At 73.1% G+C, this 25,841-nt stretch carries 20 protein-coding genes and 1 pseudogene; 13 read left to right on the forward strand and 8 right to left on the reverse strand.

Features of this window, described 5'->3' with window-relative positions; genetic code table 11:
• Positions 1-501 precede the first annotated feature (501 nt).
• A pseudogene (locus IG02_RS35765) lies at positions 502-1,788 on the forward strand (molybdopterin-dependent oxidoreductase); the annotation flags it as partial.
• 15 nt (positions 1,789-1,803) lie between these two features.
• Here the strand turns inward: IG02_RS35765 and IG02_RS0100480 are convergent.
• The 4 genes from IG02_RS0100480 to IG02_RS0100495 form a co-directional block, all read right to left on the reverse strand.
• On the reverse strand, positions 1,804-2,544 hold the full coding sequence (locus tag IG02_RS0100480) for a MarR family winged helix-turn-helix transcriptional regulator (protein ID WP_234314555.1): 741 nt from the start codon (positions 2,542-2,544) through the stop codon (positions 1,804-1,806).
• A gap of 76 nt (positions 2,545-2,620) precedes the next feature.
• Positions 2,621-3,346 (reverse strand): ribonuclease H family protein, encoded by a 726-nt coding sequence (locus tag IG02_RS0100485; protein ID WP_030740062.1) that lies wholly within the window; start codon positions 3,344-3,346, stop codon positions 2,621-2,623.
• Complete coding sequence (locus IG02_RS35770) at positions 3,343-4,605, reverse strand: PP2C family protein-serine/threonine phosphatase (RefSeq protein WP_037801903.1); 1,263 nt, start codon at positions 4,603-4,605, stop codon at positions 3,343-3,345. Before IG02_RS35770 ends, IG02_RS0100485 begins: the two co-directional genes overlap by 4 nt.
• A 314-nt stretch (positions 4,606-4,919) precedes the next feature.
• A complete protein-coding gene (locus tag IG02_RS0100495; RefSeq protein WP_051764366.1) occupies positions 4,920-5,894 on the reverse strand; it encodes an aldo/keto reductase in 975 nt (324 codons plus the stop codon).
• A gap of 370 nt (positions 5,895-6,264) precedes the next feature.
• Between IG02_RS0100495 and IG02_RS0100500 the strand changes: the two genes are divergently transcribed.
• From IG02_RS0100500 to IG02_RS0100520, 5 genes are all read left to right on the forward strand, one after another.
• Positions 6,265-7,362: an iron ABC transporter permease gene (locus IG02_RS0100500; RefSeq protein ID WP_107055495.1), complete on the forward strand. Its 1,098-nt coding sequence runs from the start codon at positions 6,265-6,267 to the stop codon at positions 7,360-7,362.
• 11 nt (positions 7,363-7,373) lie between these two features.
• Entirely contained in the window at positions 7,374-8,498 is a 1,125-nt protein-coding gene (locus tag IG02_RS0100505) for a FecCD family ABC transporter permease (protein WP_420707695.1), read from the forward strand.
• Positions 8,499-8,553: 55 nt separating this feature from the next.
• Positions 8,554-9,432: an ABC transporter ATP-binding protein gene (locus IG02_RS0100510; protein ID WP_078854070.1), complete on the forward strand. Its 879-nt coding sequence runs from the start codon at positions 8,554-8,556 to the stop codon at positions 9,430-9,432.
• A gap of 27 nt (positions 9,433-9,459) precedes the next feature.
• On the forward strand, positions 9,460-10,503 hold the full coding sequence (locus tag IG02_RS0100515) for an iron-siderophore ABC transporter substrate-binding protein (protein WP_324604710.1): 1,044 nt from the start codon (positions 9,460-9,462) through the stop codon (positions 10,501-10,503).
• A 126-nt stretch (positions 10,504-10,629) separates the two neighbouring features.
• Complete coding sequence (locus IG02_RS0100520; protein WP_234314556.1) at positions 10,630-11,997, forward strand: acyltransferase family protein; 1,368 nt, start codon at positions 10,630-10,632, stop codon at positions 11,995-11,997.
• Here the strand turns inward: IG02_RS0100520 and IG02_RS0100525 are convergent.
• Together IG02_RS0100525 and IG02_RS0100530 are read right to left on the reverse strand one after the other, a co-directional pair.
• Positions 11,903-12,355, reverse strand: a complete 453-nt coding sequence (locus IG02_RS0100525) for a DUF6114 domain-containing protein (RefSeq protein WP_051764231.1) — start codon at positions 12,353-12,355, stop codon at positions 11,903-11,905. The two genes, IG02_RS0100520 and IG02_RS0100525, sit on opposite strands and share 95 nt — an antisense overlap.
• 2 nt (positions 12,356-12,357) lie before the next feature.
• On the reverse strand, positions 12,358-12,999 hold the full coding sequence (locus IG02_RS0100530) for a DUF6230 family protein (protein ID WP_030740081.1): 642 nt from the start codon (positions 12,997-12,999) through the stop codon (positions 12,358-12,360).
• Positions 13,000-13,600: 601 nt separating this feature from the next.
• Here IG02_RS0100530 and IG02_RS0100535 point away from each other — a divergent pair.
• Positions 13,601-14,269: a hypothetical protein gene (locus tag IG02_RS0100535; RefSeq protein ID WP_030740082.1), complete on the forward strand. Its 669-nt coding sequence runs from the start codon at positions 13,601-13,603 to the stop codon at positions 14,267-14,269.
• A 141-nt stretch (positions 14,270-14,410) separates the two neighbouring features.
• Here IG02_RS0100535 and IG02_RS0100540 read toward each other — a convergent pair whose 3' ends face one another.
• Together IG02_RS0100540 and IG02_RS0100545 are read right to left on the reverse strand one after the other, a co-directional pair.
• The gene (locus IG02_RS0100540; protein WP_030740085.1) at positions 14,411-16,432 is read right to left on the reverse strand and encodes a beta-galactosidase; all 2,022 of its coding nucleotides are present in this window, start codon (positions 16,430-16,432) and stop codon (positions 14,411-14,413) included.
• A 531-nt stretch (positions 16,433-16,963) separates the two neighbouring features.
• Positions 16,964-19,006, reverse strand: a complete 2,043-nt coding sequence (locus tag IG02_RS0100545; protein WP_234314557.1) for an FUSC family protein — start codon at positions 19,004-19,006, stop codon at positions 16,964-16,966.
• A 558-nt stretch (positions 19,007-19,564) separates the two neighbouring features.
• Here IG02_RS0100545 and IG02_RS0100550 point away from each other — a divergent pair.
• The 6 genes from IG02_RS0100550 (at position 19,565) to IG02_RS0100575 (ending at position 25,641) form a co-directional block, all read left to right on the forward strand.
• A complete protein-coding gene (locus tag IG02_RS0100550; protein ID WP_158712217.1) occupies positions 19,565-20,557 on the forward strand; it encodes a hypothetical protein in 993 nt (330 codons plus the stop codon).
• 408 nt (positions 20,558-20,965) lie between these two features.
• A complete protein-coding gene (locus IG02_RS0100555; protein WP_030740093.1) occupies positions 20,966-21,814 on the forward strand; it encodes a metallophosphoesterase family protein in 849 nt (282 codons plus the stop codon).
• The gene (locus tag IG02_RS0100560) at positions 21,811-22,503 is read left to right on the forward strand and encodes a 4'-phosphopantetheinyl transferase family protein (protein WP_030740096.1); all 693 of its coding nucleotides are present in this window, start codon (positions 21,811-21,813) and stop codon (positions 22,501-22,503) included. Before IG02_RS0100555 ends, IG02_RS0100560 begins: the two co-directional genes overlap by 4 nt.
• Positions 22,504-22,517: 14 nt before the next feature.
• Entirely contained in the window at positions 22,518-22,895 is a 378-nt protein-coding gene (locus IG02_RS0100565; RefSeq protein ID WP_030740098.1) for a hypothetical protein, read from the forward strand.
• A gap of 307 nt (positions 22,896-23,202) precedes the next feature.
• Entirely contained in the window at positions 23,203-23,640 is a 438-nt protein-coding gene (locus IG02_RS0100570) for a hypothetical protein (RefSeq protein WP_030740101.1), read from the forward strand.
• A gap of 123 nt (positions 23,641-23,763) precedes the next feature.
• Positions 23,764-25,641, forward strand: coding sequence for a glycoside hydrolase family 15 protein (locus IG02_RS0100575; protein ID WP_030740104.1), 1,878 nt, complete (start codon positions 23,764-23,766; stop codon positions 25,639-25,641).
• Positions 25,642-25,841: the final 200 nt, after the last annotated feature.

Consider the following 25,841-nt stretch of genomic DNA (forward strand, 5'->3'; position numbering starts at 1 on the left):
CCTTTCCCGCAATTGACCCCCAGGACGCCTTCAGCAGTATGCATGAGCATACGCCGGGTGACAATAACTTCCAGGGACGCCTTTCGCACCGGCACGGCCAACGGAATCCCGGCGACGGCCGGTTGAATACCGGCCCGGTGTTCCCTTCGGACAAAGGCCGTGCACTCTTATGGGACTCGAGTATCCCGCGAGACTGCTGCGCATAAAAAAATAGAACTCGTACGTGACGAAAACAAAAGAGTTCGAGGCGCCCGGCGGAGGGCGACCGGGCCCTGCCGTCCGGGCGGAGGCCACCCCTCCGCGCCTCCTGGTTCACACACGCCTCACGGACTGGCATGCGGATCATTGCAAAGCGCAAGAAAAATAACGTCCAGACACATCCAAGTGGCGAAAAAGCGTTATCCGCGACCGTGCTGACAGGAGCAATCTGACCCTCGTCCGTTGAGGTGCGCGCCGAAGACGACCGGTCCGGTCGCGCGACCTCCGAGGGGAGTTTCCGGCATGTGGCGTGGCAAGGACAAGGCGGAGCGAGTCGTGGGGGACGCGGCCGAACGACTGCTCGCCGCCGGGCGGTTGTTACAGCGGTCACCGACGACACCCGAAGGACGGGCGGTCTTTCGCCATGATCAGAAGTCAACGACGAGCCGTACCGGGAGCGTTGGTCGCACGACAAGGTGGTGCGCTCCACGCACGGGGTGAACTGCACGGGCTCGTGCTCCTGGCAGGTATACGTCAAGGATGGTCTGATCGCCTGGGAGACGCAGGCGACCGACTATCCCTCGACCGGTCCGGACCGGCCCGACTACGCCCCGCGGGGCTGCCCGCGCGGGGCGTCCTTCTCCTGGTACACCTACTCCCCCACGCGGGTGCGGTACCCCTACGCGCGCAGTGTGATGGTGGAGATGTTCCGCGACGCGAAGCGGCGCCTCGGCGGTGACCCGGTCGCGGCCTGGGCCGAGATCACCGGTGATCCGGACAAGCGGCGCCGGTACCAGTCGGCGCGCGGCAAGGGCGGTCTGGTGCGGATCGGCTGGGACGAGGCCCTGGAGATCGCGGCCGCCGCGCACGTGCACACACTGCGGGAGTACGGGCCGGACCGGATCGCGGGATTCTCCCCGATCCCGGCGATGTCGATGGCCTCCCACGCGGTCGGCGCGCGTTTCATGTCGCTGATCGGCGCGCCGATGCTGTCCTTCTACGACTGGTACGCGGACCTGCCGATCGCCTCGCCGCAGGTCTTCGGCGACCAGACCGACGTACCGGAGTCGGGCGACTGGTGGGACGCGGCGTATCTGATGCTGTGGGGTTCCAACGTGCCGGTGACCCGGACCCCGGACGCGCACTGGATGGCCGAGGCCCGGTACCGCGGTCAGAAGGTGGTGGTGGTCTCCCCGGACTACGCCGACGCGACGAAGTTCGCCGACGAGTGGCTGCATCCGCATCCGGGCACCGACGGGGCCCTGGCCATGGCGATGGGGCACGTGATCCTGCGCGAGTTCTTCGTCGAGCGGCAGGTGCCGTAACCTGGCGCGGGACGCGGAGGCGGGCACACGCCGCTGGATGCCGGTGCTCATGGACGCGGCGAGCGGGCGGACCGTGGTGCCGAACGGCACGCTGGGCGACCGGTGGAGCAAGGCGGGCGAGGGACGCTGGAATCTGGCGCTCGGAGACGTCGATCCGTGCTTGAGCCTGTACGAGCGGCCGGGCGCGGTGACCGCGCCGGTGGTGCTGCCCCGCTTCGACGAGGAGGGGGCGACGGTCCGGCGGGAGGTGCCCGCCCTGCGGCTGCCGGCCGACCGCCGATCAGGGCACCGTCCTGCGGAACTCCTCCGCGGTCCCGGGCACCGCGATGGACCGGTCGCCCGCCGCCGCCAGCAGGGCGCACAGGCCGTCGACCAGACCGGCCCGTACCTGCGCCGGCACTCCTTCCACCAGCTTCTCCACCTCGCGTCGCCGGTGTGCCAGCACCTTCTTCACCAGTTCCTCTCCCCGGGGCGTCAGTGACAGAACCACTTCGCGCCTGCTGTCCGGATTGGTACGGCGGTCCACCAGCCCCGTGCTCTCCAGCCGCGCCACCGCGCGCAGCGCGGTCGACGGGTTCACCCCCAGCACGTCGGCCAGTTCCACGAGCTTGACCGGCCCGCACCCCTCCAGGGCCACCAGCGTCCGTAGTTGAGGGAGCGACATCGACTCGTCCACCTCGGCCAGCGCCCGGGCCGACATCCCCATCACCAGCCGGGCCGCCGCCATCACCACCGACACCACGTCGTCCGCCCCCGCCACCGCGTGACGCTCCCCCAGGTCACCCATGGCCCGCCCCTCCCACTCGCCCCGTCCGAAGGACCCGGGGCCGCCGTCGATCAGTCCCTCCGCGCTGTCAGGGTACGGGGCGGGCGGCAGGGCGGGAGCGCGGTGCACACCGGCCTCAGAGCCGCGGCAGCACCGCACCGGGTCGGGGACCCACCGGCGCGGTTCCTCCTCCCGTTCGAAGTCGAACGAGGCGACCACCCCCACCTGCCGTCCGTTCGTACGCGTCGTCGGCACAGCTCCCTCCCCGGATCACGGGCACGGACACGGTACGGGCAGCCGGCGGGCGGGTGCGGGAGTGCCCCGGGAAGCGCTACGCGCCGCCGCCGGTGGCGGTCGCGCACGCCGGGTGCCCCCAGCCGTCCGCGTTCTTGGCGATCTGCTCACCGGCCCCGTAGGCACCCCCGCACCGGCACCGGCCCGGGAACTTCGCCTTCAGGGTCCTGCCCGAGGCCCGCTTCCGCGCCGCTCCGCCCCCCGACCGTGACCCGCCACCGGCACCTGAACCCGGCCCGGACCTCGGCCGCGCCGTGTCCGCCGCGGGCGGGGGCGGCGGGGAGCCGAGCGCGCTGCCCGCGTCCTCCTGGGTGAGCGCCGCCCGGCTCGCCGCCCGGTCGGCGAAGTCGTTCAGCCGGTCCCCGCCCACCTGGTGCGCGGGCACGTAGCGGAACTCCACCGAGCGGCCGCCCAGCAGTTCGTCGATCGTCATGACCAGTTCCCGGTTGGCCACCGGTTTGCCCGCGGCGGTCTTCCAGCCCTTCCGCTTCCAGCCCGGCAGCCAGGTCGTCACCGCCTTCATCGCGTACTGCGAATCCATCCGGACCTCCAACGGCACCGCCGGGTCGGTGGCCGCCAACAGGCGCTCCAGGGCGGTGAGTTCGGCGACGTTGTTCGTCGCCTTCCCCAGCGCTCCGGCCTCCCACCGCACCGGCTCCTCAGCACGGTCGGCGATGACCCAGGCCCAGCCGGCCGGCCCGGGATTTCCCTTCGACGCCCCGTCACACGCGGCGATAACGCGTTCACCCATACGTCCGATCATGCCAGGCCCGCCGGGTGCCCGGGCCTGCCGGGGCGGGGCCGGATACGGGCGACGAGGAGCGCCACGTCGTCCTCCGCGCGGTGGTGGTCCACCAGGCCGAGGATCCGCTCGAGCACGTCCTCGACCGGCGCCCCGGGCGGCAGCCGGTGGGCCGCGAGCCGGCGCAGGGACACGTCGATGTCCTCGTCCCGGCGTTCCACCAGGCCGTCGGTGAACATCAGCAGCGTCTCCGCCGGTGTGATCGTGTGCGTGGTCAGCTCGTAGCCGCCGAACCCCGTCCCCAGGGGCGGGCCGACGGACACCGGAAGCACGCGGGCGGTGCCGTCACCGGAGAACACCACCGGCGGCAGATGACCGGCGGCGGCCACCGACGCCTTGCCGCGCACGGGGTCCATCCGTACCAGCAGGCAGGTCGCCGGGCGGCGGTGGTCGCTCTCGGCGACGGCGGCGTCGACCTGGCGCAGCACCCGGTGGGGCGGCAGGTCGGTGGAGGCGATGTACCGCAGGGCGGAGCGGTAGGCGCTCATGTCGACCGCCGCGTCCAGGCCGTGCCCCATCACGTCTCCGACGACGAGGAGCGTGCGGCCGTAGTGCAGCCGGACGCTCTCGCACCAGTCCCCGCCGACCAGGGCGCCGCCGCCCGCGGGCAGGTAGCGGGTGGCGAGTTCCAGGTTGGGGTGCGGTCGCCCGGGCTCCGCCAGAAGGGCCCGTTGCAGGTTCAGCGCGGTGTCGCGCACCGCCGAGTGCCGGCCGGCGTGCCCGAGGTGGACGGCCGCCAGACGGGCCACGAAGGCCATGGCCGCCGTCTCGTCGTCGGTGAAGCGCTCGCTCTCGCGGACGGCGAGCAGCGCGCCGTGGACCCGGCCGTGCGCGAGGAGCGGGACGCGGAGCGCCGTCGGCGGGGCCCCGTCCGCGGCCGTGGGCACGGTGGCCGCACGGCCTTCGGCCGGGGCCCGTGCCCACGCGGTGTCGGCGTGCTGCCCGGCCCGGTCCCCGGCGGGGCCGCACGCGTCCACCAGGTCCGGCTTGCCGGTCTGCGCGACGCGCTCCAGGAGGGCCACGGGCGGTGGCCGGTGTGCCGGAGCGTCGTCGGGCAGCAGGTCGACCGCGACGGCGTCGCACAGTCCGGGGCACAGGAACTGGGCGAGTTCCTGCGCGGTGGTCACCCGGTCGAGGGTGGTGCCGATCAGCTCGGGGGCCCGTTCCATCAGGCGCAGCCGCGCGGCGACTCCCGCGCGCGCACCGTCCTCGTCCGACACGGCCACCTCCCACATGTCGCTTCCCGGCGGCCCGGGGCCCGCGCCGGTGCCGTCAGATGACATCACACCGGCCGGCCGCCCCGCCGGACCGCAACGACACAGCCGCGGTGACCGGCCGGCGCGGTGACGCCGCGGACGGCGATGACGCGTCGGGACTGCGGCGCGGGCCGCGCCGGAACCGGTGCCGGACCGTAAGGCTCATCGTACGGCCCGGCACCGGCGCTCCCCGGCACGCGGGCGCCACCGCCGTACACCGCCGTACACCGCCGTTCACCCCGGAGCGTGGTCCGGCGGGCCCGCCGGCCGTGCCGCGCTCAGGAGGTGGCCGCCGCGTACTCCTCCAGCGCGCTCTCGACGGCGGACAGTTCCCCTTCTTCCAGCGGTGCGGCCTCCAGGACCCGGAGGTTCTGCTCGAGCTGCCCGACTCCGCTCGCGCCGATCAGTACGGAGGTGACCCGCCGGTCGCGCAGCACCCAGGTCAGTGCCAGCTCGGCCAGGCTCTGGCCCCGCTCCCGCGCGATCTTCTCCAGTGCGCGCAGCAGTGTGAGCTTGGCGTCGGTGAGTTGGTCGCGGGTGAGGAAGTGCCCGACGGCCATCCGGGAGTCGGCGGGCACACCGTTCAGGTACCTGCCGGTCAGCTGGCCCTGGGCGAGCGGGGAATAGGCGATCACCCCGGCGCCCTCCTCCGCGGAGGCGGCTATCAGGCCGTTGTCCTCGATGCCCCGGTCCAGCAGGCTGTAGGCGTGCTGATTGATCAGCAGCGGGGTGCCGAGCCGCCGCAGGATGCCGGCCGCCTCCCGCATCTTCTCCGGCGGGTAGTTGGACAGCCCGGCGTACAGGGCCTTGCCCTGTCGTACGGCGGAGTCCAGCGCGCCCATCGTCTCTTCCAGCGGCGTGTCGGGGTCGTACCGGTGCGAGTAGAAGACGTCGGTGTACTCGACACGCATCCGGGCCAGCGACCGGTCCAGGCTGGCGAGCACGTGCTTGCGCGACCCGAACTCGCCGTAAGGGCCTGGCCACATGTCGTATCCGGCCTTGGTCGTGAGGAACAGTTCGTCGCGGTAGGGGCGGAAGTCCTGGGTGTAGATGGTGCCGAAGTTCGCCTCGGCGCTGCCGTACGGCGGGCCGTAGTTGTTCGCGAGGTCGAAGTGGGTGACACCGAGGTCGAAGGCGCGGCGCAGGACGGCGCGCTGTGTCTCCAGGGGGCTGGTGTCGCCGAAGTTGTGCCAGAGGCCGAGGGAGACGAGCGGCAGTTGGACGCCGCTGCGGCCGCAGCGCTGGTAACGCATGGCCGTGTAGCGGCTGTCCTCGGCGAGGTAGGGCGGTGGTTTCACGTGCTCTCCTGCTTCCGGTCGGGTCGGGGAGGGTGCGGAGGTACGGATCGGGCGGAAGCTGCCCGGGGTGCGATCGGGTGTGTACGACCCGCAGATGGTAATGGCCCGGGTTCCGTGACGGCGGGTGGGGGCGTCGGGGGTTGGACCGTGGTTCTTCCGGTGCGAGGGCAGTTCAGGGAAGACGCAGGTAATGTTAGGCTCACCTTACTTCACGAGATCACGACGCTCCGTGCGCCGCCGGCGCCTGTCCGCCCGCGCACGGTGACGCACGGCTGAGGGCGGTTCGGATGCAGGGTGGGGCGCACCACGTGGAAGGCGGTGACGCGTGACGGCCGGACCCGTGGCGGGCGGAGCGGCGCGAGGATCCGCGTGCGAGCCGTCGCGCGAGCCGGAGTCCGCCGCGGGCAACGTCCGCCCCGTCCGGAGCCGGCCCGCGCTCGCCCTGGGTGTGGTGGCGACGGTGGTCCTGCTCGTCGCCGCGGTGTGGGCGAGTCTGGCGGTCGGTCCCGGTGACGTCTCCGTGCGGGACGTCGTCGCCGGTCTCCTCGACCCCGATGTGTCGGACAAGGGCCGGCTGATCGTGCGGGAGGAGCGCGTGCCGCGCACGGTCACGGGGTTGCTGGTGGGTGTCGCACTGGGGCTCGCCGGGGCGGTCATGCAGGGCGTCGCCCGTAACCCCCTGGCAGACCCGGGCATTCTCGGGGTCAACGCGGGGGCGTCGGTGGCGGTGGTGTTCGGGATCGGTGTGCTCGGACTGACCGCGCCGACGCAGTACCTCTGGTGCGGGTTCCTCGGCGCGCTGCTCGCGGCCGTCCTGGTCTACGGGATCGGCTCGCTGGGGCGGGAGGGCGCCACGCCCGTGAAGCTCGCCCTGTCGGGCGCGGCGGCGAGTGCCGTCCTCGGCTCGCTGACCACGGCGCTGCTGCTCAGGGACCGTGTGCTCTTCGACCGCTTCCGATTCTGGCGGGTCGGCTCGCTCTCCGTCCCGGACCCGGAGGTGCTGTGGCAGGCGCTGCCGTTCGTCGCGGTGGGAGTGGTCTTCGCGCTGACCCTGGGGCCGCGGCTGAACGCGCTCTCCCTCGGGGACGACCTGGCGCGGGCCCTGGGGCAGCGCGTGGGCCGGGCCCGGCTGGCGGCGGCCGCGGCCGTGGTGCTGCTGTGCGGGGCGGCCACCGCGGTGGCCGGCCCGATCGGTTTCGTGGGCCTCGTCGTGCCGCATGCCGCCCGGCTGTTCACCGGCCCCGACTACCGCTGGGTCCTTCCGTACAGCGCGCTGCTGGCCCCGGTGCTGGTCCTGGTGTCCGACGTCGTGGGCCGGCTGCTCGACCAGCCCGGCGGGGTGCAGGTCGGCATCGTGACGGCGGTGCTCGGCGCGGTTCCGTTCATCGTCCTGGTACGTCGTCGCCGGCTGGTGGAGCTGTGACCGGTGGAGTGGTGAGGGGATCCGACGTGTCGGTGGCGCGGGGACGGGCCGCGGGCGGAGGGACCGGGCCCGCGGCGGCGGCCGGGGTCCGTCAGGAGCACCTGGCGGGCGCCGTACGAGAGGTCGCCCGGGTGCGGCGGGCGGGCCGGGCCAGGGGGACCGCGGTCCGCGTCGGGCTCGCGGTGGCCGTGGCGGCGGCTCTGTGCGTGTCGGTCGCGTACGGCGACCTGGTGGTCCCGGTCCGGGACGTGCTCGCCGCCCTGCTGGGTGGCGGCGATGCCGGTTCCCGGTTCGTCGTCGTCGAACTGCGGCTGCCGCGCGCGCTGATCGGGCTGCTCGTGGGAGCGGCCTTCGGCCTGGCGGGCAGCGTGTTCCAGACCCTGCTGCGCAATCCGCTGGCCAGCCCCGACGTCATCGGTGTCAGCTCGGGCGCGAGCGCGGCGGCGGTGCTGGCCAGTGCGGGGTTCGGCGTCAGCGGCTACGGGCTCTCCGCGAGCGCGCTGTCCGGGGCGGTACTGGCCGCGGCGGCGATCTACGGGCTCACCTGGCGCAGGGGTGTCGCCGGCCAGCGGCTGGTCCTGGTCGGCATCGGTGTCGGCGCGGCGCTGTCCGCCGTCGTGTCGCACCTGCTGACCAGTTCGGACCTGTCGGTGGCGCAGGACGCGCTGGCCTGGCTGACGGGCAGCCTCAACGGCCGGTCCTGGGAGCAGGCGTGGCCACTGATGGTGGCGCTCGCGGTGCTTGTGCCGCTGACCTTCCTCGCCGCGCGGACGCTGCCGGCGCTGGAACTCGGCGACGACACCGCGGCGGGGCTCGGCGCGCGGGTCGAGTCCGGCCGGCGGGCGCTGCTGGGCTGTGCGGTGCTGCTCGTCGGGGTGGCGACGGCCGCGGCCGGGCCGGTGGCCTTCGTCGCGTTCGTCGCGCCGCCGATCGCCCGGCGGCTGTCGCCCCGTCAGGGCGCCGCGCTGCTGCCCGCAGCGTTGACGGGGGCGCTGATCGTGCTGGTGGCGGACTTCGCCGCGCAGCATCTGCTGGGGTCCACCCAGTACCCGGTGGGGGTGGTGACGAGCGTGGTCGGCGCCCCGTACCTGCTGTGGCTGCTGGCCCGCGCCAACCGGGTGGGCAGGGGCGGATGAACGGCGGGGCGCGGACACCACGGACCACTCACGGCGTGAAAGGCGGGACCTGCACATGAGTGCGGAGCACACTCTGCGGGCGCGGGACGTCCGGCTCGGCTATGACGGCCGCGAGGTCGTCGGGGGGTTGAGCGTCGACATCCCGCCGGGCGGGATCACCATGATCGTCGGGCCGAACGCCTGTGGGAAGTCGACGCTCCTGCGCTCGATGGCGCGCCTGCTGGCCCCGACCTCCGGGAGCGTGCTGCTGGACGGCCGGAGCGTGCAGGAGATGCCGACGAAGGAGGTCGCCACGGTGCTCGGCATCCTGCCGCAGAGTCCGGTGGCGCCCGACGGGATCACGGTGAGCGATCTGGTGGGGCGGGGCCGCTATCCGCACCAGGGGTGGTTCCGGCGGTGGACGGCCGAGGACGACGCGGCCGTGGCGGAGGCGTTGCTGGCCACCGATGTGCTCGAGCTGGCGGCGCGGCCGGTGGAGGCGCTGTCGGGCGGGCAGCGGCAGCGGGTGTGGATCGCCATGGCGCTGTCGCAGCGTACGGACATCCTGCTGCTGGACGAGCCGACCACGTTCCTCGACATCAGCCATCAGCTCGATGTGCTGGACCTGTTGACGGACCTCAACCGGGAGTACGGCACCACGGTGGTGGCGGTGCTGCACGATCTCAACCTGGCGTGCCGGTACGCCGGTCATCTGATCGCCATGAAGGACGGTGCGATCGTGGCGGAGGGGGCGCCGTCGGAGATCGTGACGGCCGAGCTGGTCACCGACGTGTTCGGGATGCGCTGCTCGGTCACCGAGGATCCGGCGTCGGGGACACCGTTGATCGTGCCGATGGGGCGGCACCACGTCTCCGCCGCGCCGGCGGCGGAGCGGGGACGGGACCGGGGGCCGGCGAGCACGGGGAAGAGCGGGAGGACCACCGCTATTTCATAGAAAATTAGGATAGGCTAACCTCACTTCATGCGAATGCGAAGAACAGCCTCCACTCCCCCGGCCCGCCGTCTCCGGCGGGCCCCGGCCGCACTGTGGGTCGCGCTCTGCGCCCTGCTGCTGCCCCTGACGGCCTGCGGCTCGTCGTCCGGCGACGGCGCCTCGCCGAAGGGGGCGGAGGACTCCTCCGGCGCCTCGGCGGGAGCCTTCCCGGCCACCGTCGCGACCAAGTTCGGCAAGGTCACGGTCGAGGAGAAGCCGACCCGCGTCGTGGCCCTGGGCTGGGGGGACGCGGAGGCCGCGCTGGCGCTCGGCGTGCAGCCCGTGGGTGCCAGCGACTGGCTGGCGTTCGGCGGGGACGGGGTGGGCCCCTGGGCCAAGGGCAGGTACGACAAGAGCCCGCGGATGATCGGCACGCTGGAGCCGGAGTTCGAGAAGATCGCCGCCCTGCGGCCCGATCTCATCCTGGACACCAAGTCCAGCGGCGACCGGACGCGTTACGAGACCCTCAGCAAGATCGCGCCCACCATCGGCGTCCCCCGCGGGGGCGAGCAGTACAAGACCTCCTGGGAGAAGCAGACCGAGATGGTCTCGACGGCGCTGGGACTCGCCGGCAAGGGCAAGGCGCTGATCGCCGAGACGGAGGAGAAGTTCGCCCGGTCGGCCGCCGCGCACCCGGAGTTCAAGGGGAAGACCATCACGCTCGGTTCCCGGACCGGCAGCACGTTCGGCGCGTACGTGCACGGCACCGGCCGGGTCGACTTCGTCGAGCGTCTGGGCTTCACGAACAACCCGAAGGTGGAGGCCAGGGCCGACGCGTCCTTCTCCGTCACTCTCTCCCGGGAGAACCTCGACCTGCTCGACGCCGATCTGACCGTCATGACCCCGATCGGGGTCGAGGCGTCGAAGATCACCGACGATCCGCTGTACCAGGCGGTCCCCTCCGTCAAGGACGGCCGTGACGTGGTGTTCGACGACGAGACGCTCAGCTCGGCCTTCGCGACGGACTCGGTGCTGTCGGTGGTGTACGCCCTGGACAAGGTCGTTCCGCTGTTCGCCGCGCCGCTGAAGTGACCTGGCCGCCCGTCACCCCGTAGCCCCGACGTCCGGACGCCCGGCCGGCCCCGGGTCCCTGACGTTTCTTCCTGAGTATTCGATGAGGAACGGCGTGCGCCCGCGCTGTGTGGGCACGCGCTGTCCATGGAGAGCACACGGACCACGGAAGTGACGGGTGGTGGCGCGGACGCCACCAGCGAGGCGGCCGACCTCGGCGAGGAGGAGGGCCGGACGGACAGACCCGGTACCGACGGCACCGTACAACTGGACCGGCGGGCCGGTCGCGACGGCGACCGGCCCGCTCCCGCGCTCGAACTCATGCCGGTACGGGTACGGGGCCGGCCCGCACGGGGCGGCCGCGGGTTCCCCTCCGCGGCGGCCGGCGGCCGGGTCCGCGGCGTGGACGGGCTGCGTGCCCTGGCCGTCGCGCTGGTCATGGTCTACCACCTGGCGCCGGGCGTACTGCCGGGCGGCGCCCTGGGGGTGGACATCTTCTTCACCATCAGCGGCTTCGTGATCACACGGCTGCTGCTGGTCGAGTTCGCCCGGACCGGCGACGTGGCGATGGGCCGGTTCTACCTGCGGCGCTGGCTGCGGCTGGTGCCCGCGCTGCTGACGGTGTGCGCGGTGTGCGCGCTCCTCGCTCTCACCACCGACCTGCCGTCCCTCGACCAGGCGTGGACGGCCGTCGTGCTGTCCGCCACCTTCCTGATCAATATCGTCAGGGCCGCCCAGCCGGGTGTCTACTCCAGCGACACCTCCCTGCTCTCGCACACCTGGTCACTCGGTGTGGAGGAGCAGTTCTACCTGCTCTGGCCGCCCCTTCTGCTGCTCCTCCTGCGCCGGGTGGGGGCGCGGGCCGTGCTGATCGCCACCGCCGTGCTGTGTCTGCTACCCGTGCTGTGGCGGCTCACACTGTGGTCCGAGACCGCGGCCCACCGCATCTACAACGGCACCGACACCCGCGCCGACCAACTGCTGATCGGCGCCCTGCTGGCCCTGGTGGTCGCCCGGCTGCACCGGGAGGACCGGCTGCTGGCCGTGCTGGCGCGGTGGTCGGGACGGCTGGCCTGGCCCGCACTCGGGGTGCTGGCCCTGATCGTCTGGCAGGTGCCGCTGACCGGTGCCAGCGCGTGGACCGCGTCCTGGTACACGGCCGGCTTCCTGGTGGCCGCCGTCCTGTCCGCCGTACTGGTGGCGTCGCTGGAGCTGCGGCCCCGTGCGTGGCTGACCCGGGCGCTGTCCCTGACGCCGCTGGTCTGGATCGGACAGAACCTCAGCTACGGCCTCTACCTGTGGCACTACCCGCTGAGCCGGCTCTCCGCCGACGTGGTGGCGGAGCCGTGGCAGGGGACGGCCACGGTCGTGGCCAGCATCGCCGCCGCGCTCGCCTCCCACTACCTGGTGGAGCGTCCGTTCAATCGACTGGGGCGCTCGCGCGCGGCCCGCGGCGCCGCCGTCGGCGCGGTTCCTGGTCGGGCAGCCAGCCGAACGCCAGACAGCTGCCGATGAGGCCGAGAAGCAGTCCGACGAAGAAGCCGCCCAGGTTCGAGGTCACCCAGGTGCCCAGGGAGACGAGCACGCCGACGACCGAGTAGAAGAGCCGCTGCCCCGGGTTCGCCAGCAGCAGGATCCCGCACACGGCCATCACCACCGGCAGCAGATAGGCGGCGATGCCGCCCGCGCCCGCCTGGAGCACGACCGAGATGGACGCCTGCTCGGTGAGCAGGATCTCCCCGCCGCCGAGCAGGAGCAGCAGACCGCCCCAGAAGGGGCGGCGGCCGCGCCAGGCGGAGAAGCCGCTCGGCGGACGGCGGTCCCCGGCCGGAACGGTGGTCCCGGCCGGGGGTTCCTGGTGCGCGGGGGCCACGCTCAGCAGCCCTTCGAACTGAACCCGAGGTTGAGGTCGGGCAGCCGGAACTTGACGGCGGTGGTCGCCCAGTTGGTCTGCCGCAGCTTGGTGATGGTGACCTTGTCGGCCTGCTGCCCGAAGACGCCGAGGGGGCCCTTGACGCCGGCCTTGGTGAAGGTGCTGGCGTCGCCGCCGATCTCGATGTTGTCGAAGTCCGCGGTCTTGCCGGTGAGCACGGTGGAGTCGGTGGTCAGGTCGGTGGCGGTGACGGGGGTGCCCTTGCCGCCCGCGGTGATGTGCAGATAGGTGCCGCCGAGCTCGACGCTCTGGCACAGCTTGGTCAGCTCCGCCTCCTTGATCGCGGAGACCACGACGAGGACCTGGCCGCCGGTGTCACCGGCGTTGGGGCTGTCCTCCGCCATCTGGTCCATGCCGCCGAACTGTTCGAACCCCCGGCCCACCAGGCGTTCCGCGGTGACCGTGAACGGCATGCCCGAGATGGCGAACTGGGCGGCGATGGCGCCCTGTGCGGTGAGGACGACCAGGGTGGCGGCCGCCGCGAACGCCGGGACGGCCATGAGAGCGGAACGGCGCAGCCGCACCCTGCCCCGCAACTGTGGTCTCTGGGGCGGTTCGCCGCCGGTGACGTCGGACAAGGCCATGGGCTGCTCCTGAAGACGGTGTGGTGCACAGTGAGCTTGCGCGGCGAGGTCCTGGCGCGGACGAATCCCGGCGCCGACGGGTTCCCCCGGGGGTGGTGCCGGCGCGGCCTTGGGAGTCGACGGTAAGTTACTCCCGCGTAGTAGCCGGGTCAACCACCTTGTGAAAATTGGGTGTTGATCAGGTGTGCGGGTGGGTCATGACACCACGCCGACCGGCGACGCCGCCCGACGCGACCGGGCCGCGACACCGCTGACGTCCGGGTACCGCCGGTAACTTCCCTCGGTCACTTTGGCCGCGAAGCCTTGACCGGGTGTGCCGGACAGGTCTACAACCCTCTTGGGTTTCCCCGTGCCGCGCTGGTCGGCGGCGCGGACCGGGTCCGTGGCGCCGGGCCTGTTCCGCGTCCCCACGCATGCCCCGCTGCCCCGAGCCGCCCCGGCTTCGCTCAGGTCTCCTCCGTAGGTCCGCTCCCGCGCCACCCGCGCCCCGCCGGTGCCGGGCAGCCTCCTTCACGTCCGGCCGGCCCTCACCGGCCGGCCCGGCCGTACCCGGCGCCGTCACACGGACGCCTCCACCTTGACACGCGAAAGGGACTTCGCCATGGGTGTACGACGCACTGTTCTCGCCGCCGGATGCTCCACCGCGATCACCGCGTTACTCGCCGCCGGACCGGCGTTCGCGACCGGGGCGGGCCCCGCCGCGGGCAATGTCCTCACCCTCGGCGGCGCCGGCGGTTCCGCCGTCGCCGTCGGGGACACGCTCACCTCGTCACTGAGCCCCGGTTCGACCGTCGCGATCCGCACCACCTCCGGCGGCTCGACCGGTATCACCTGCACCACCTCGTCGTTCACGGCCACGGTCACGGCCAATCCCACGGCCCCGGGCACCGCCACCGAGTCGCTGACGGCCCACACCTTCGGCGGCTGCACCTCCAACATCGTGGGCACGACCGGGGTGCAGAGCATCACGGTCGACAACCTGCCGGCCAACACGACCGTCTCCTCCAGCGGCGCGCTCGTCGTGGGCGCCGGGGGCTCGGTGCGGACCACCGTCAAGCTCAACACGATCCTCGGCGTGACGACTTGCACGTACAACTCGACGGGCATCAACGGCACGACGTCCAACACGGACAACTCCATCACCTTCGCCAACCAGCTCTTCAGCAAGGCGTCCGGCCCCATCACCTGCCCGTCCACCAGCTACTTCTCCGCGAAGTACGGCCCGGTGAAGGACACCACCCAGTCCGGCAGTCCGGTCTTCGTCAACTGACCGGCCACTGATGCGAGACGTCCCCCGGAGAGCCGGCCCGGCCTTCCGGGGGACATGGCTGGTGCGCCGGGCAGGGCGTGCTGCCGTGGTGCGCTCGTGCCCCGGGTCAGGCCCGACGTACCGGCCGTGTCGTACGCGTCGTCAGCCGTCGAGCCTGACGACGCGCACCGCGCCCGCCGGGAGAGCGAGACCGCCCGCGGCCCGTTCGCCGGTGAGCAGTTCGGTCCCGTCGGCGGGCAACGGCACCTTGGCGTCCGTACCGGTGTGGTTGAGGGCGAAGACGTAGCTGCCGCTCTCCCCGGAGCGCCGGACGACCTCGACGTCTCGCGGCAGCGAGTCGCGCGGCGGCAGCCCGGCGTCCTCGGCCGCGGCACCGACGATCGTGCCGAGCGAGGCGGCGTCGAGGCGGGTGGAGAGGTACCAGGCGGTGCCACGGCCCAGCCCGTGCCGGGTGACGGCGGGGCGCTCCGCGGTGGGTCCGTCGACGTAGGTCCACACCGTCTCGGCGCCCCGCGGGACGACGAACTCGGTCCACACGTCACCGGTCAGCTCCGCGCCGTCGGCGGCGGCGATCCGGACCTTCTCGCCCTCGCCGAGCGGCGAGAACTCCTCGACGGTCAGGCCGAGGACGTCCCGGAAGGCCCCGGGGTGGGGGCCGGGGTGAACGGCGTCGTGCTCGTCGACGATCCCCGAGAAGTACGACACGACGAGGGTGCCGCCCCCCTCGACGTACCGGCGCAGGTTGTCCCCGGCGGCCTCGGTGGCGAGATAGAGCGCGGGTACGACGACGAGCGGATAGCGCGCGAGGTCGGCCTCCGGGTGGGCGAAGTCGACGGTCAGATGGCGGTCGTAGAGGGCCTCGTAGAAGCTGTCGGCCCGTTCGCGGGCGTCGTGGTCCTCGCTCGGCCGCCACTCCAGCCGCTGGGCCCACCAGGACTGCCAGTCCCAGAGCACGGCCGCTTCGGCGACGGTGCGGGTGCCCCGCAGGGGCGCGAGGCTCGTCAGGTCGGCTCCCAGGCGCACGACCTCGCGCCAGACGCGGCTGTCGGCGCCGGCGTGCGGCACCATCGCGGAGTGGAACTTCTCGGCGCCGCGCCGGGACTGCCGCCACTGGAAGAACATCGCGCCCTCGGAGCCGCGTGCCACGTGCGCCAGGCTGTTCCTGGCCAGCTGGCCGGGCGCCTTGGCGGGGTTGCGCGGCTGCCAGCTGACCCCGCTCGTGGAGTGTTCCAGCAGCAGCCAGGGTGCGCCGCCGGCCACGGAGCGGGTGAGGTCGGCGGCCATGGCGAGGTTCACATGGGTCCTGCGGCCGTCGGTGATGAGGTAGTGGTCGTTGCTGACGAGATCCACCTCGCGGCCCCAGGCCCAGTAGTCGACGGTGTCGCACTGGCTGAGCGCCGTCATGAAGTTGGTGGTGACGGGGACGCCCGGGGAGAGCCGGTGCAGGATGTCGCGTTCCCGGACGAAGTTCTCCCGCATGGTGGCGTCGGCGAAGCGCGCGTAGTCCAGGCGCTGGGCGGGGTTGCCGGTGGTGGGGGTGGTGCGGGGCGGCTGGATCTCCTCGAAGGAGCCGTAGCGCTGGCCCCAGAAGGCGGTGCCCCAGGCGGCGTTGACGGTGTCGAGGGTTCCGTACGTGGTACGCAGCCAGCGACGGAAGTGGGCGGCGCAGGTGTCGCAGTAGCAGGCGCTGACGGGGACGCCGTACTCGTTGTGCACGTGCCACAGCGCGAGCGCGGGGTGGCCGCCGTACCGTTCGGCGATCTTCTCGGTGATGGCCGCGGCGGCCTCACGGTAGGCGGGCGAGCTGTGACAGATCGCGCCGCGTGAGCCGAAGGCGTGGCGCATGCCGTCCCGGCTCACGGGCAGGGCGTCGGGGTGAGCCCGGTAGAACCAGGCGGGCGGGGCGACGGTGGGGGTGGCCAGGTCGATCCGGATGCCGTTCTCGTGCAGGAGCGCGATGATCCGGTCCAGCCACCCGAAGTCGTGGCGGCCCGGCTCCGGTTCGAGCAGGGCCCAGGAGAAGATCCCGAGGCTGACCAGGGTGACGCCGGCCTCCCGCATGAGGCGGACGTCCTCCTGCCAGACCTCCTCCGGCCACTGCTCGGGGTTGTAGTCCCCGCCGTACACGAGTCCGTCCGGGCCCTCGGGCGCGGTGTCCGGCATGGCTGCCTCCTGCTGATGCGTACTGATGGCTGGACGCCGGCGCCTGACTGGTGACGGCCGCGCGCGGGGACCAGGTGTGGTCGCCGTGTGGGAACGTGCGCACACCCGGCCGGGCCCCATGGATCCAACATAAGCGCACAGGAACAACCAGTGACAGCCCGGGCCGGGCCGGGCCGAGTCGGGGCGGGCCAGGAGCGCCCCGGGCACGGGCGTCCGCGGGGCGCGGCCCGGCTGCTGTCCACCGCGGCCGCACCGGACATCGCGCGCGGCCTCCGCGCGCGGCCGCCCGTAGCCCTGGCACTGTCCGCGGCCGTCGCGCTCGCCGCCGGCGTACGGAGCGACTCCCTCGCGCTCTCATCGGTCGACGCGGCCGCGGCCTTCGTGTGCGCGGCCCAGCGCGACAGGGAACGCCGGTGGTCGTTGGCCCAGCTGATGCCGCTCGCCGACGCGGTGGAGGCGGTGGGGGAGGCAGCCGGACGCCGGCGGCCGTCGGGTGCGCGCCTGTCGGCCGCCCCTGGCCCGCCTCGGGGCTCAGGCGGCCGTCGTCAGGATGCGGATGCCGTCCAGTTGGGTCATCACGTCCCGCAGCGACCGGCAGTGACGTGGCGCCTCCGGCAGTTCGGGGAGCGCCGTCACACGGCCGCTCTCCAGGATGTCGGCCATCTCCGTCAGCGCCGTGGTCACCCGGCGCACCTCGTCGGCCGTGGGCATCGGCACGCCGTGCTCGACCCGTACGGCACAGACGGTGGCGGCGTCCACGATGCGCTCCGCCCGGGCCATCACGGCGAGCCAGTCGTGCCGGTGGGCGCGGCGCGGGCCCGGCAGCTCGGCCGCGGCCGTCTCCGCCACCGCGCGGGCCTCGGCGAGCGCGCGGTAGGCCGCGTGGCGCAGCTCGACGGCGGTGTCGTCCGTACCGCGCGGCGCGCCGGGGGTCTGGAGCACATGGCGCAGGTAGCGCTCGGTGCCGCGCAGGGCGACGGCGAACCGGTGCCCGACCCGCACGCGCGGGTCCGTCAGCCGCGGCAGGTGGCCGACCAGCAGCACGATGGCGCAGGCCAGCGCCGTGTCCAGGAGCCGGGGGACGGTGGCCGTGGTGTCACCGAGCGCGTACACGAACGACAGCACGAGCAGGGTCACCACCGCGGTCTGGAACCCGAAGTGCCGGGTGGCCACCGGGATCAGCGCTCCGCCCGCGACGACCAGCGCGATCAGCCACCAGGTGCCGCCGAGCAGCGACGCGGCCAGGGTGAAGGCGAGCACGCCCGTGGCGGTGCCCGCGACGCGGTTCACCACCCGGGAGAACAGCGGGCCCAGGTCGGGCTTCACCAGGAACGCCGCCGTGGCCGGGAGCCAGTACCAGTGCGCCTGGTGCAGGCTGAGCGCGACGGCGGCGGACGCGGCGACGCAGAGGGCGACGCGCAGTCCGTTCTCCCGCTGGGCGGGAGAGGCGATCCTGCCGGGCCACGGCCGGACCGGCGGGCGCGCCGGGCGTGTTCCGGGGACGCCGCTGCGCACCGGCGTCCCCGGCCGTCCTTCGTACGGTCCCGCTTCGCCCGCGGCCCGGCCGGGGCGCTCCGTGCGCCCGGTCCCGGGGCGGGACGGGGCCGTACGGTCGAACGTCACCGCGGCGGCCAGCAGGGCCCGGTCGAAGGCGTCCCGCTGGACCGAGTCGGAGGCCGGACCGGCGAGCGCGCCGGGGGTGCCACCGGTACGGACGGCGGCGGCGAGCCGGCGCGGGCCCTCGGCCACCCGGCGGGGCAGCGGCCTGCCCTCCCAGAACAGCGCGACGCCCGCCTCGCACAACGCGGTGGCCGCACCATAACGCCGGGTGAGCGCGTCGGTCCGAGTGTGTCCGGTGCCGTGCCGCCGCCCGGGCCACGACAGCAGCCGCATCAGGCGCAGCGACTCGCCTGCGCGGTGCTGGGCGGCGGTCAGCCGGCGCCGGGCGGGCTCGGCGTCCGGGCCGCCTACGGCGTGGAGCGCGTCGGCGAGCGCGTCGAAGACGGCGGCGACGGCTTCGCGCTCGCCACCGTGCCGCCCGCCGCTCCGACGCGGGGCGCGCAGCACGATCCTGAGCAGCAGCAGCCAGCAGGCGCCGGCCAGGAAGCAGAGGGCCTTCAGCCAGGCGGCTCCGGGGATGGGCATCCCCGCGCCGATGGCCGCGGCCACCAGCAGTTGCATGGCGGCGGCCGACCACACCGGTCCGGCCACGCTGAGCGCGCCGGAGAGCCAGCCCAGCGCGAAGAGCGCGGGCACGGCGATCCAGCGGCCGCCGGCCTCGCCGAGGAGACCGCCGCACAGCAGCCCGAGGCAGCCGGCGACGGCGGGCAGACCGATGTGCACCGCGCCGGTGCGGCGGGTGCCGGGGCGGTCGTTGACTCCGGCGAGCATCGCGCCGAGCGCGGCGAGGACCCCGGCGCTCCGCTGTCCGCTGAGCAGCCCCAGGGCGAGCAGTGGGCCCGCGCTCAGGGCACCGCGCAGCACGGCGGTCCGCGGGATGGGTGCCGAGCGCCAGCGCAGTGGATGGGCGAGCCAGGCGGGTACGGAACGGCGGAGGGATGAGGGAGCGTGCACGAGCCTCCTTGTACGACCGGTCACGGAGAGCGACATCAGACCGGCGGGCAGCGGCGACCGCGTCCTACGACGGTAACAGTCCGGTTGTACGTCCGAGCTGCCACGGCGTTACGGGCGGATGACAACAGATCCGGATGCCCGGGCGTCCGGCACCCCATGTCATGTCACGGGGCGGGCGGAGGGTGTGCGCGTGCTCACACCGCCACGGACGCACCGTCCGCACACCTGTACGCCTTCGATGCGTTTCGCCACCGCGCGGTGTTTTTCCCCCGTCCCCCACGGACCACGACCTCGAAGCACCGAGCACCGAGCACCGAGCACCGACGCGGCACTCCGCGGCGGTTTGCCACTGTCCCTCAGCTGACATCACGTCACCTCACCTTCATACACCTCGTGCTTCTCGTCGGCCCCGGTTCCGGTGTAAGTGGTGTGCTTCGGTGCGGGAAGGGAGTACGTTCATTCGTTACCGGTCACAACGCAACAGACTTTAGGCTGTTGTGCACCGGCCACCGACGCCAACACCGGTGGCACCGACGAGAGGGCGACACCATGACATCCGTGTCCGGAACACCGGGCAGCATCGAATCCACCACCGAAATCCTGCGGGACGAACTCCCCCGCCTGGAACAACATCAGCAGTCGCTGGAACAGGAACTGGCCAGCGTCACCTCGCGGCTGGACTCGGTGCGCACCGCACTGGGCGCGTTGAGCGCGCTCTCCGGTCAGCCCGAGCCGGCGGACGCGGCGGACGCCCCCACCGACACCGCTCGGCCGGCGGGCGGAGCCGGTACGGACGCCGGCACGCCGGCCGGGAGGACTCCCACCGACGGCACCGTCGGTGTGACGGCCGGGACGGAACAGGCCGCCGAGGCACCCGCCGCCGCGGCCACGGAGGTTCCCGCGCAGCGGCCGTCCGCCGAGGAGGCCCCGTCAACTCCCGTACGTGGCAAGGGCCGCAGGGCCACCACGGGCGCCGCCGGCGACACCACGGCCGCCCGGTCCGGCCGCAGGGGCACGGCGGAGGAGGCCGCCAAGGACAGCAAGCGCCGCCCGGCGAAGAAGGCACCGGCCGCGGGGCCCGCGAAGTCCCGTGCCACGAAGAAGCCTTCCGCCCCGGCCCCGGAGCGCAAGTCCGAGACCAAGCGGCCCGAGGCCAAGCGCGCCCCCGCCCCGCGCGGTGCGGCCAAGCGGACCACGACCGCCCCGGCCGCCGCCGTGAAGGCCCCCGCCAAGACAGCCGCGGCCAAGACCGCCACCAAGACCGCTTCCGCCAAGGCCGTCACCGCCAAGGCGGCCGACAGCAAGGCCGTGAGTTCCAAGGCGGCGGGCAGCGGGGACGACGACACGCAGGCGGGCCTGACCGAACAGGTGCTCGCCGTGCTGGCCGCGGCGGGCGGCAGCCCGGTCCGTGCCCGCGATGTGGCCGAGGCCCTGGGCCGCGACCAGACGCCCGGCAGCATCAACGCCGTGCGCAGCACACTCGACCGGCTCGTCGGCTCCTCGCGGGCGCACCGGGCCGGGCGTGGGCTCTACCAGGCGCCCCGGAGCTGAGCAGCGCCGGCACCGGCGACCCGAGCGCGGCCGCCGCGCCCCGTGTCCGCCCACCCCCATCCGGGCCGACGGTGACCGCGTCACCGTCGGCCCGGACGCGTCCGCCCACTCCCGTGGGGCCCGGCGCCGCCGCCACCTGGTCATCGCGCGCCACGCGGATATGATCGGTGGTCATGGAGCCCGGGCGGACCCCCGCACACCCCAGGTGCGGCGAAACAGGTGCGGCGAACTCACAGCGGCACACGGCGCGTTCGTGCCCTCCGCACACCCCGGCTCCCCTGTCCACGCCACGCACGGACCCGTTCGTGTCCACGAACGCACGGTCCCGTCGGTGCCCGGGGGTGTACGGCCCCCGTCCCGCACCGGACCGGCGTTCGCTCCCGACCGCCCCCGACGTTGAGGATCACCGTGCCCGACGGAAGCCTGCTGGCTGTCAGCGATCTGCACATCGCCTACGACGAGAACCGCGCGCTGGTCGAGGGGCTACGGCCGCACTCCGACCAGGACTGGCTGATCGTCGCGGGTGATGTGGCGGAGAAGTACGCCGACATCGAGTGGGCACTGCGTCTGCTCGCCGGCCGTTTCTCCCGCGTGCTCTGGACGCCCGGCAACCACGAGCTGTGGACCCATCCGAAGGACCCGTGCACGCTGCGCGGCGAGGAGCGCTACCTGCGCCTGGTCGAACTCTGCCGGGAGCTGGGGATCGTCACACCGGAGGATCCGTATCCCGTGTGGGAGGGCGCCGGCGGACCGGCGGTGGTGGCACCGCTGTTCCTGCTGTACGACTACACCTTCCGGGCACCCGGTACGACCACCACCGCCGACTCGCTGCGGGTGGCGAGGGAGGCGGGAGTGGTCTGCACCGACGAGTACTTCCTGCACCCGGACCCCCATCCGGGCCGGGACGCCTGGTGCCGGTCCCGGGTCGCGGCGACCGAGCGCCGGCTCCAGGCTCTCGACCCGTCGTTGCCGACGGTGCTGTTCAACCACTACCCCTTGGTGCGTGAGCCGACCCGGATCCTGCGCCACCCCGAGTTCGCGCAGTGGTGCGGTACGGAACTGACCGCCGACTGGCACGTGCGCTTCCGGGCCGTGTCGGTGGTCTACGGACATCTGCACATCCCCCGGGTCACCCGTTACGACGGGGTGCGCTTCGAGGAGGTCTCGATCGGCTATCCGCGCGAGTGGCGACCGCGTCCGCCCCGGGAACCACTGCGGCAGATCCTGCCCCGGCCCGAGGAGCGGGATCCACGGTGATCGGCGGCATACTGCCGGACTGGGTCGCCGCCGAGGCCGCGTACGACGACCCCGAGGGCGATCCGTCCGACGAACTGTTCCCGCAGGAGCGGGCGCTGATCGCCCGGGCGGTGCCCAAACGGCGGCGCGAGTTCACCACCGTACGGTTCCTGGCCCGGCGCGCCCTGCGCCGGCTGGGCGAGGCCCCCGTACCGCTGCTGCCCGACCGGCGGGGCGCGCCGTCCTGGCCCGCGGGCGTGGTGGGCAGCATGACGCACTGCGAGGGCTACCGCGCGGCGGTGGTGGCCAGATCCCCGCGCACCGCCGCGGTGGGCATCGACGCGGAACCGGACGCGCCCCTGCCGGAGGGGGTACGGGACGTCGTCACGCTGCCGGGCGAGCGCGCCCGTCTGGACGCGCTGGCCGCGCGCGATCCGCGGGTGAGCTGGGACCGTCTGCTCTTCAGCGCGAAGGAGAGCGTTTTCAAGGTGTGGTATCCGCTCACCCGGCGCGAACTGGACTTCACGGAGGCGGAGATCGAGATCGATCCGTCGGACCGGACCTTTCTGGCCCGGCTGCTGGTGCCGGGGCCGGTGATCGGCGAGCTACAGGTGACTCAGTTCCCGGGCCGTTGGATCGCGTCGCGCGGTCTGGTGGCCACGGCCGTCCACATCGGGGCCGCCCCGCACACGGGCACCGGGCCGACGTAGTAGAGTCGGCGCCCATGTCGAAGCCTGATCATCTGCTTGTTGACATCGCCATCGCGGTGGAGTCCGAGCAAAGTAATCAGATGTCCCTCACCGTGGTCGTCCCGGGCGGCGTCATCACGGGACGGCTGGCTCCCGAGTCGGTGTGGCGAGAACGCGTGGCGGAGGTGCTGGCGGACTCCGAGCGGCTGAGGTCCTTCTCCGCCATCTTCACGTCCCCCGGCGGCGGTCCGGCTCCCCGGGACCACGACGAGCCGCCCACCCATCTGCACTTCCACGTCGCACGCATCCTCCAGGGGAGCGTGGGCATTCCCGAGACCGGCGGCATGTACCGCATCGCCATCAAGGACGTGAGCGCCTGGACGGTCGGGGACTTCAGCTACTCCGACGGCTGAGCCGCCACGACGCGGTCCGGCGCCGCGTGCCTGCCCTCCCGCCCCGGTACCCCGACGGTACCGGGGCGCTTTCCGTCCCCGCGGCCACGGAAAGCGGCCCGGCCCGGCCCCGGCCCGGTTCCTCCCCGCTCCCTTCCGACTCGGCCCGTCCCGTCCCGCCGAAAGCGCTCGCGGAATCGGCGAGAGGGCTGGTGAACACGGCGGCGGCGATCTCCGTATGACTCTGGACAGCATCCGCCGTACCGGCGGACGCGCGGCCTTCCCGCCGGGGTCGCGCGCTCGCCCCGAGACCCAGAGGATCCAGCCCATGAACGACTCGATGACCGGCCAGGCCGGCCCGCCTGTCCAGGCCCTTCCCGGAGGCGAGGCCGAACTCCGTCTGGTGGTCCGCCTGGAGTGGGAGGACGTGGCCGCGCTGGGGCAGGAGGCCAGCCGGCTGGCCGCGCAGCTGAAACGTGCCGTCAGTCTCGATGAGGCCGCGAGCCACCGGCTGCGTTCCCGGACCACGCACCGGGCGAAGCCCGCCCAGGACTGGCCCGTCACCTCCGCGTCCTCGACGGGCTCCGCGGCGGCCCCCGCGGCCACCGCCCCGCCCGCCGTGACGGCCGCCCCGCCCCAGGCGGCCGCGCCGGCCGGGGTCTCGTCGCTGGCCGCGCGCACACCCGGCGAACACGCCAGGCAGGCGATCGAGAAGATCAACGGCACGGCCGGCGCCCCGCACACGGGCGGCCAGACGTCCGCCTGAGCCGGGGTCCGGCCCGGCCTCACCGGCATCGGAACGGGCACCCGCGTCGGCACCACCGGCCCCACCGGCGCGACATCGCGGTCCGACGTGCGACGAGAGGACCGGTGCGGGAGACTCGACACGATGAGGGACGACGACCGAGCGGCCGGTCCCGGGTCCCGGGACGAGCCGGACGACACGTACCTGCCGATCGCCGAGCACGGCCTGATCGGGGATCTGCGCACCGCCGCGCTGGTGGGTACGGACGGCCGCGTCGACTGGTTCTGCGCGCCCCGTTTCGACTCCCCCAGTGTCTTCGGCTCGCTGCTGGACGCGGAGCGCGGCGGCTGCTGGTCGATCGAGCCGGTGTGCCAGGTCGCGACGCACAACCAGTTCTACTTCCCCGACACCAACATCCTCATCACCCGCATGCTCACCGCCGACGGCATCGTGGAGGTCCAGGACTTCATGCCGATCCGGCGGGAGCGGGACCCGGACCACCGGCAGCGGCTGGTGCGGCGCGTGGTCAACGTCCGCGGCCGGATGCGCCTCGCGGTGCGGGTCGCGCCCCGGATGGACTACGGCCGCGCGAGTCACCGGGTGGAGCGGACACCGGACGGCGTACGGTTCACCGCTGCCGCGCTCACGCTCTCGCTGCGGGCGTCCGTCCCCCTGGAGACGGACGCCCGCGACGCCCGGGCGGAGTTCGACCTCCCCGAGCGCGCGTCGGCGCTGTTCGTGCTCGAGGCCGCCGACGATCCGATCAGCTGTGCCACGGGCATGGTCGACGCGGTGGTCGCCGAGGAGCTGTTCGAGGCCACCGTGGCCTTCTGGCGCCGCTGGCTGCGCCAGTCGACGTACACCGGCCGCTGGCGGGAGATGGTGCACCGCTCGGCGCTCACCCTCAAGCTGCTGACCCACGAGCCGTCCGGTGCGATCGTCGCCGCGCCGACCCTCGGACTTCCCGAGCTGGTGGGCGGCGCGCGGAACTGGGACTACCGCTACGTGTGGATCAGGGACGCCGCCTTCTCGCTGTACGCGCTGCTCCGCCTGGGGTTCACCCAGGAGGCCCAGGCGTTCATGGACTGGCTGACCGAGCGGCTGCGCACGGCGGGGGACGGCCACGCGGGACCGCTGCGGGTGATGTACTCGATCGACGGTGCCGAGCGGCTGCCGGAGGAGACGCTGGAGCATCTGGAGGGCTACCGGGGCTCGTATCCGGTACGGACCGGCAACGACGCCGGTCTCCAGCGCCAGCTGGACATCTACGGGGAACTGATCGACTCGGTCTACCTGTTCAACAAGTACGGCCCGGGGATCTCGCACGCGAGCTGGATGGACCTGTGCGCGATCCTGGACTGGCTCATGGAGCACTGGGACACCCCGGACGAGAGCATCTGGGAGACCCGGGCGGGGCAGCAGCACCACACCTATTCACGGCTGATGTGCTGGGTGGCCGTCGAGCGCATGATCCGGATGGCACGGCAGCGCGGCCTGCCCGGGGACCTGGGCCGCTGGACCACCGTCCGGGACCGGATCTACCACCAGATCATGGCGCGCGGCTGGGATCCGCGGGCGCGCGCGTTCGTCCAGCGGCTGTCCGCCGACGCGGACAGTCCGCCACCGGACATCCTGGACGCCTCGCTGCTGCTGATGCCCATGGTCAAGTTCGTCTCGCCGGCCGACCCCCGCTTCCTGTCCACCGTCGAGGCCATCACCGGCCGGCTCGTGGCGGACAGCCTGGTCTTCCGCTACGACCCGAAGGAGTCGCCCGACGGCCTGCTGGGTACCGAGGGCACCTTCTCCATCTGCTCGTTCTGGCTGGTGGAGGCGTTCGCCAGAACAGGCGACGTGGAGCAGGCCAGGCTGGCGCTGGAGAAGATGTTCACCTACGCCAACCACGTGGGCCTGTACGCGGAGCAGATCGGCATGACCGGCGAACACCTGGGCAACTTTCCGCAGGCGTTCACGCATCTCGCCCTGATCAGCTCGGCGATCAACCTCGACCGCGCCATGGGCTGAGGGGCCCGGCCCCTTCCGCGCTCCCGGCGCCTCCGAGGCGGCGGCTCCGAGGCGGCGGCTCCGAGGCGGCGGCTCCGAGGTGCGCGGCGGCACGGCTGGGGGAAGCATGGCATCCGGGACCGGGCCACCCCGGACAGGGGCCGACCGGTCAATCCCACCACGGCGAAGGGAGCGCGGCACAGTCATGGCGGCGTCACGTC

The sequence above is a fragment of the Streptomyces sp. NRRL F-5135 genome (assembly GCF_000719775.1).
In the GTDB taxonomy this organism is placed as follows: domain Bacteria; phylum Actinomycetota; class Actinomycetes; order Streptomycetales; family Streptomycetaceae; genus Streptomyces; species Streptomyces hebeiensis.